Origin of the sequence: Desulfocurvus sp., from assembly GCF_023230885.1 — a bacterium.
Classification (GTDB): Bacteria; Desulfobacterota; Desulfovibrionia; order Desulfovibrionales; family Desulfovibrionaceae; genus Desulfocurvus.
Map to the genome: position 1 here is coordinate 1 of NZ_JALNWM010000209.1, position 6,023 is coordinate 6,023.

A 6,023-nucleotide genomic window follows, 5' to 3' on the forward strand; every position below is an offset into this window, starting at 1 on the left:
CAATTACTATTTTTGTATTGCCGAAATGCCTTATTTCGATCGAATCGGCTCTTGGATATTCAAGGAATGACGTCATCTCATCTAGGGCACGGCGGAGGTCGCTATTTTCAATTGTCTTTATCAGGTTCGATGTTATCCCCTTGTCGAGTTCAAGCCGACGTGCCTCTTCTCGTATTCTCTCCTTTCTTCCTTTTGATTTCTTGATAAGATCAATAATAAGTTTGTATATTAGTATTGGTATTTTCGATATGGACTTTGCGTCAACCCCGAAAAAGGCCATCGCAGCAAGCCAGAATCCAATTTCGGCTTTCCCTTCTGGTGAAAGTAGAAAGCCAAGGACGGCATCGAACGATCCAGGCTGTTCTGCCTTGACTTCAAGGTGTGTAGACCGCCCCAATAAGACTTTATTTACACGTTTGAATGAACGGTCAAATCCGAGAAGGGCCCGGGCGTAGAGCTCGGCATTTATGGATTTCCCTTCAGTTGCTTTGCCCGCGAATTTGAGACTTAGCGTTCCAGCGGCAGGTTCTTGGGATCCCTCTCCCGACAAGGAATATTGCACGAGACGCTCCCGTCATGGGGTTGTGTCGATATAGATTCTTGTCAATAACTGAAAAGGGTTTCGTTGTTAATACCTTTAGCGACTTCTCCGGAGCTTGGGCGGTCTACTTTTTGGGAAAAGAATTTACCAAGAAGCCCGGGGCGGGCTGGCGTGCGCCGCGCCCCGGGGCGCGGCGGGTCATTTCGCCTTGTCGCGCATGGCCCGGTACGCCGCGATGAGCCCGTTGGTGGAGGCGTCGTGGGCCTCGGGGCGGGGCTTGCCGGAGAGCTCGGGCAGGATGGCCTTGGCCAGCTGCTTGCCCAGCTCCACGCCCCACTGGTCGAAGGAATTGATGTTCCAGACCGTGCCCTGCACGAAGATCTTGTGCTCGTAGAGCGCGATGAGCGTGCCCAGGGTGGCGGGGGTCAGGCGTTCGTAGAGCAGGCTGTTGGACGGGCGGTTGCCCGCGAAGGCCTTGTGCGGCAGCAGGCGCGCCACCTCGGCCTCGGGGTGGCCCTCGGCGCGCAGGGCGGCCTCGGTTTCCTCCAGGTCGCGCCCGCGCATGAGGGCCTCGGTCTGGGCCAGGAAGTTGGAGACCAGGGCCGGGTGGTGCTCGCCCACCGGGTTCAGCGGGTTGGCCGCGCACAAAAAGTCGCAGGGCACGAGCTTGGTGCCCTGGTGCAGCAGCTGGTAGAAGGCGTGCTGGCCGTTGGTGCCGGGCTCGCCCCAGACCACGGGGCCCGTGCCGTAGTCCACCAGGGCGCCGTCCAGGGTGGCGCTCTTGCCGTTGGACTCCATGTCGCCCTGCTGGAAATAGGCCGGGAAGCGGTCCAGGTACTGGTCGTAGGGCAGGATGGCGTGGGTGCCGCAGCCGAAGAAGTTATTGTACCACACCCCGAGCATGGCCATGACGACGGGGATGTTCCGTTCCAGGGGCGCGTCGCGGAAGTGCTCGTCGGCCAGGAAGGCGCCCTCCAGCAGCTCCTCGAAGCGGGCCATGCCCACGGTGAGGGCGATGGACAGCCCGATGGCCGACCACAGGGAGTAGCGCCCGCCCACCCAGTCCCAGAACTCGAACATGTTGGCCGGGTCGATGCCGAAGGCGGCCACGGCCGGGGCGTTGGTGGACAGGGCCACGAAGTGCCGGGCCACGTCCTTCTTCGCGGCGCCCGATTCCAGGAACCAGCGCTTGGCCGTGGCGGCGTTCATCATCGTCTCCTGGGTGGTGAAGGTCTTGGAGGCGACGATGAACAGGGTTGTTTCGGGGTTCAGGCGGCGCAGGGTCTCGTGGATATGCGTGCCGTCCACGTTGGAGACGAAGTGCGGCGCGGGGCCGTCGGCGTAGTGGGCCAGGGCGCGGCAGACCATGCTCGGCCCCAGGTCCGACCCGCCGATGCCGATGTTGACCACGTCGGTGACGCGCCGCCCGGTGTGGCCCAGCCAGGAGCCGCCGCGCACGGCCTTGGCGAAGGCGCCCATGCGCTCCAGCACGGCGCGCACCCCGGGCATCACGTCCTGCCCGTCCACGAGCACGGGGCGGGCGGAGCGGTTGCGCAGGGCGGTATGCAGCACGGCGCGGCCCTCGGTGGAGTTGATGGGCTCCCCGGCGAACATGGCCGCGCGCCGCTCGGGCACCCGGGCGTGGCGGGCCAGATCCATGAGCAGGGCCAGGGTCCGCTCGGTGACGCGGTTCTTGGAATAGTCGAACAGCAGCGGCCCAAGGCGCAGGGAGAAACGCTCGAAGCGTTCGGGATCCTTGGCGAACAGCTCGCGCATGTGCAGCGAGGACATCTCGCGGTAGTGCTCTTCCAGGGCCTTCCAGGGCTGGGACTGGGCGATGCTGGTCATGGCGGCGTTCCCCTCGCGCGCGGCGGGCCAAAGGTTGCTCATCCTCGGGCAGGATGGGGGAAAAGCGCGGGCAAGTCAACGCGCGGGGGCGCGGCGCCGGGAGGGGGCAGCCCCCCGCCCGGCCCGGCGCCCCCGCCCGTCAGTACATCAGCCCCGGCAGGAAGAGCACGATCTGCGGGAACAGGAAGAGCAGGACGATGCCCGTCACGATGGCCAGCAGGAAGGGCATGGTGCCCTTGAAGATGGACTCCAGGGTCATGCCCGGGGCGATGGTGCGCGACATGCCGAAGACAACATAGACGTTGATGCCCACCGGCGGGGTGATCACGCCCATCTGCGTCACCAGGACCACGATGACCCCGAACCAGACCGGATCGTAGCCCAGGTGCTGCACCACGGGGTAGAAGATGGGGATGGTCAGCATGATCAGCGCCAGGGCGTCCATGAAGCAGCCGCCCACGAAGTAGATGGCGATGATCACGGCCATGACCCCGAAGGCGGGCAGGTCGAAGCCCGCCACCCACTGCGCCACGCCGAAGGGGATGCGCGTCATGGCCAGGAACTTGCCGAAGACCGTGGCCCCGGCCACCAGGAAGAGCACCATGCACGAGGTGCGCAGGGTCTCCTCCAGGGAGGCGACGAAGGCCCGCCAGGGCAGGCGGCGCCGGGCCACCGCCAGGGCCAGCACCCCCAGCACGCCGACGGAGGCCGCCTCGGTGGGCGTGAACCAGCCGAAGAACATCCCGCCGATGACCAGGGCGAAGACCAGCAGCGTGTCCACCAGGCCGCCCAGGGAGCGCAGGCGCTCGGCGCCGGTGGAGCGCCGGCCCGCCGGGCCCAGGGCCGGGCGCAGGGCGCACTGCGCGCCCACGGCGGCGATGAACAGCACCGTCAGCAGCACGGCGGGCAGGATGCCCGAGACGAACAGCGCGCCGATGGACTGCCCGGTAAGCACGCCGTAGACGATGAGCACCACGCTGGGCGGCATGATCATGCCCAGCCCGCCGCCCGAGGCCACGCTGCCCGCCGCCAGGGAGTCGGCGTAGCCGTAGCGCTTCATCTCGGGGATGGCCACGGTGGCCATGGTCGCCGCCGTGGCGGGCGAGGAGCCGCACACCGCGCCGAAGGCCGAGCAGGCCGCCACGGTGGCCATGGCCAGCCCGCCGCGCACATGGCCCAGGAAGCGGTAGGCCGTGTCGTACAGCCGTCGCGAGATACCGCTGTTGAAGGCCAGCTGGCCCATGAGGATGAACAGCGGGATGGTGGACAGGCTGTAGGAGGAAAACGCCTCGTAGAAGCTGCGCGAGAGCAGGTTCAGCCCGCCCTTCCACGAGGTCAGCAGCGCGAAGCCGACGAATCCGGTCAGGGTCATCACATAGGCCACGGGCATGCGGGTCATGAACAGCGCGAGCATCGCCGCGATGCCCAGGATGCCGGCCAGGGTCGGGTCCATCATCTGCCGTCCTTTGCGGTGAGCAGGCGCAGCACGTCGCGCGCCAGGAAGAGCGTGAACATGGCGAAGCCGAAGGCCAGGGCCAGGACCACCGGGTAGGTGGGCAGCCCGAGGTTCATGGACAGCTGCCCCGAGGCGCGCAGGGTCAGGGCGTAGTCCACCATGCGCCAGGCCACCACGGCGAACAGGAGCATGGCCGTGGCGCCGGTGGCCAGGGCCACGCGGCGCCGGACGCGGCGCGGCAGGCGGCTGATGAGGACTTCCACCCCGATATGCACGCCCTGGGCGTGGGCGTAGGGCAGGCAGAGGGCCACGGCCAGGGTGGCCAGGATGGCGGTCAGCTCCTCCGAGCCGAACAGCGGCGTGTCGAGGAGCCCGCGTCCGGCCACGTCGGCCCCGGTGAGCAGGGCCATGCCCATCAGGCAGCAGCAGGCCAGGGCGCGCATGGCGGATTCCAGGCGGTCCAGAAGGCGCGAGAGGGTGTGCATGGTGCGTGTCCGCTTGGTGCGAAAGGGCGCAGGCGGGCCGGGGGCCGCCTGCGCCGCGTGGTGCTTGGGGGCGGGGCTAGTCGCCCTGGGCCTGGCGCAGGGTGGCCTGGATGAACTCCAGGATGGCCTTGCCGTCCAGGCCGGCGGCCTCGGCCTCCCGGACGTACTCGTCCAGGATGGGCGCGCAGGCCGCGCGCCAGCGCTCGGCCTCGCCGTCGCCAAGGGCCGTCACCTGCCCGCCCTTGGACAGGAAGAATTCCATGCCCTCGGCGTCGCTGGCGTCCCAGGCCTGGCCGTGGCGCGCGGCCCATTCGACGTTGAGTTCGCGGATGGCCGCCTGGGCCTCGGGGGGGATGGCCGCCCAGCGGGCCTTGTTCATGACCACATAAAACGCCGTGGTGTAGGCCACGGCCCGGGACTGGGTCATGAAGCGGACCACCTCGCCCATCTTCCAGCCCTTGTTGGTCTCCACGGGGTGCAGCCCGCCGTCCACCACGCCCTTTTGCATGGCCTGGTAGGCGTCGGGCATGGACATGGCCACCGGCGTGGCGCCCAGGGCCTGGACGACCTTGGCCGAGTTGCCCGTGGCGCGCAGCTTCAGGCCCTTGAGGTCCTCCAGGGTGGCCACGGGCTTCTTGACGGTGTGCAGCAGGCCCGGGCCGTGGGCGTGGAAGTACATGACCTCCACGGCGTCGAATTCGGCGGGGCGGAATTTCTCGAACACGGCGTTGGCCACGGCCGTGGCCGCCGGGCCGTTGGCGTAGCCCAGGGGCAGGTCCACGGCGCTGAGCACGGGGAAGCGCCCGCGCGTGTAGCCCGGGGCGCTCATGCCGATGTCGCAGAGCCCTTCGGTCACGCCGTCGTATATCTCCGGGGCCTTGGTCAGGGTGCCGCCCGGGAAATAGTCCACGCGCACGGCCCCGCCGGTGCGCTTCTCCACCTCGGCGCACCACTGCTCGGCCAGTTGCGACTGGATGTGCGTGGGCGGGAAGAAGTTGGAGTAGGTCAGCCTCACGGCCTCGGCGTGGGCGGGCAGGGCGGCCAGGGTCAGGGCCAGGGCCAGGAGGGCGGCCAGGGGTCTGGTCATGCGGGGTCTCCGGGGTTGGTGTCGGGTCCGGGGGCGGGGGCCCCGGGCCGGGGGGTGGCGTAGTGGCGGATGAGCACCAGGGCCGCCTCGCGCACGTCGCGGGTGTCCAGGGTGCCCGTGCCCAGGGCGCGATGGACGAGCAGGCCCTCGAACAGGGCGGTGTTCAGCGCGCCGAGCTTTTCGGGCGGGAAATCGGTGTCCACATGTCCGCGCACCAGCTCGGCGAACAGGCTGTTGGACAGCCGGTAGGCGCCGTTGTTCAGCTTCGCGCACAGCGCCTCGTCGCGCGAGACGTGGAGGGTGAACTCCAGGAACAGGCGCGACCAGTCGCGGTCGTCGATGATCGTCTCCAGGAAGTCCCAGATGATGTGGACGGCCTGGTCCAAGTCGCGGGCCTGGTCCATGCGCGCGTCGCGCCGGGCGCGGTAGGCCGCCAGCCGGGCGCGGGCGATGTCCAGGAACAGCTCGTCCTTGCTTTGCCAATGGCGGTAGAAGCTGCCCTTGGCGTAGCCCGCGCGGCGGGTGATGTCCGCCACGGTGGTGGCGTCGTACCCGCGCGCGCCGAACAGCTCCACCGCCGCGGCCATGAGCTCCTGGCGCGTCTGG

The 6,023-nt window shown here is 67.9% G+C and carries 6 protein-coding genes; all 6 read right to left on the reverse strand.

Translation table 11 applies throughout. The features are described 5' to 3' along the window. Positions 1 to 562: hypothetical protein (locus M0P34_RS13075; protein ID WP_291499857.1), on the reverse strand; the 562-nt coding region annotated here is incomplete at its 3' end. A 177-nt stretch (positions 563 to 739) separates the two neighbouring features. Beyond that, positions 740 to 2,389, reverse strand: coding sequence for a glucose-6-phosphate isomerase (pgi, locus tag M0P34_RS13080; protein ID WP_291499859.1), 1,650 nt, complete (start codon positions 2,387 to 2,389; stop codon positions 740 to 742). 139 nt (positions 2,390 to 2,528) lie between these two features. After that, the gene (locus M0P34_RS13085) at positions 2,529 to 3,842 is read right to left on the reverse strand and encodes a TRAP transporter large permease (RefSeq protein WP_291499867.1); all 1,314 of its coding nucleotides are present in this window, start codon (positions 3,840 to 3,842) and stop codon (positions 2,529 to 2,531) included. Further along, positions 3,842 to 4,330: a TRAP transporter small permease gene (locus M0P34_RS13090; protein ID WP_291499861.1), complete on the reverse strand. Its 489-nt coding sequence runs from the start codon at positions 4,328 to 4,330 to the stop codon at positions 3,842 to 3,844. The genes M0P34_RS13085 and M0P34_RS13090 overlap by 1 nt, the downstream gene beginning before the upstream one ends. A 76-nt stretch (positions 4,331 to 4,406) precedes the next feature. After that, entirely contained in the window at positions 4,407 to 5,417 is a 1,011-nt protein-coding gene (locus M0P34_RS13095) for a TRAP transporter substrate-binding protein (RefSeq protein WP_291499862.1), read from the reverse strand. Next, positions 5,414 to 6,023 (reverse strand): TetR/AcrR family transcriptional regulator (locus M0P34_RS13100; RefSeq protein ID WP_291499864.1); only part of this gene is annotated, 610 nt, incomplete at its 5' end. The genes M0P34_RS13095 and M0P34_RS13100, both read right to left, overlap by 4 nt.

Coding starts and splice junctions, on each gene's coding strand:
- pgi (WP_291499859.1), bottom strand. CDS start 2,389: ATGACCAGCATCGCCCAGTCCCAGCCCTGGAAGGCCCTGGAAGAGCAC.
- M0P34_RS13085 (WP_291499867.1), bottom strand. CDS start 3,842: ATGGACCCGACCCTGGCCGGCATCCTGGGCATCGCGGCGATGCTCGCG.
- M0P34_RS13090 (WP_291499861.1), bottom strand. CDS start 4,330: ATGCACACCCTCTCGCGCCTTCTGGACCGCCTGGAATCCGCCATGCGC.
- M0P34_RS13095 (WP_291499862.1), bottom strand. CDS start 5,417: ATGACCAGACCCCTGGCCGCCCTCCTGGCCCTGGCCCTGACCCTGGCC.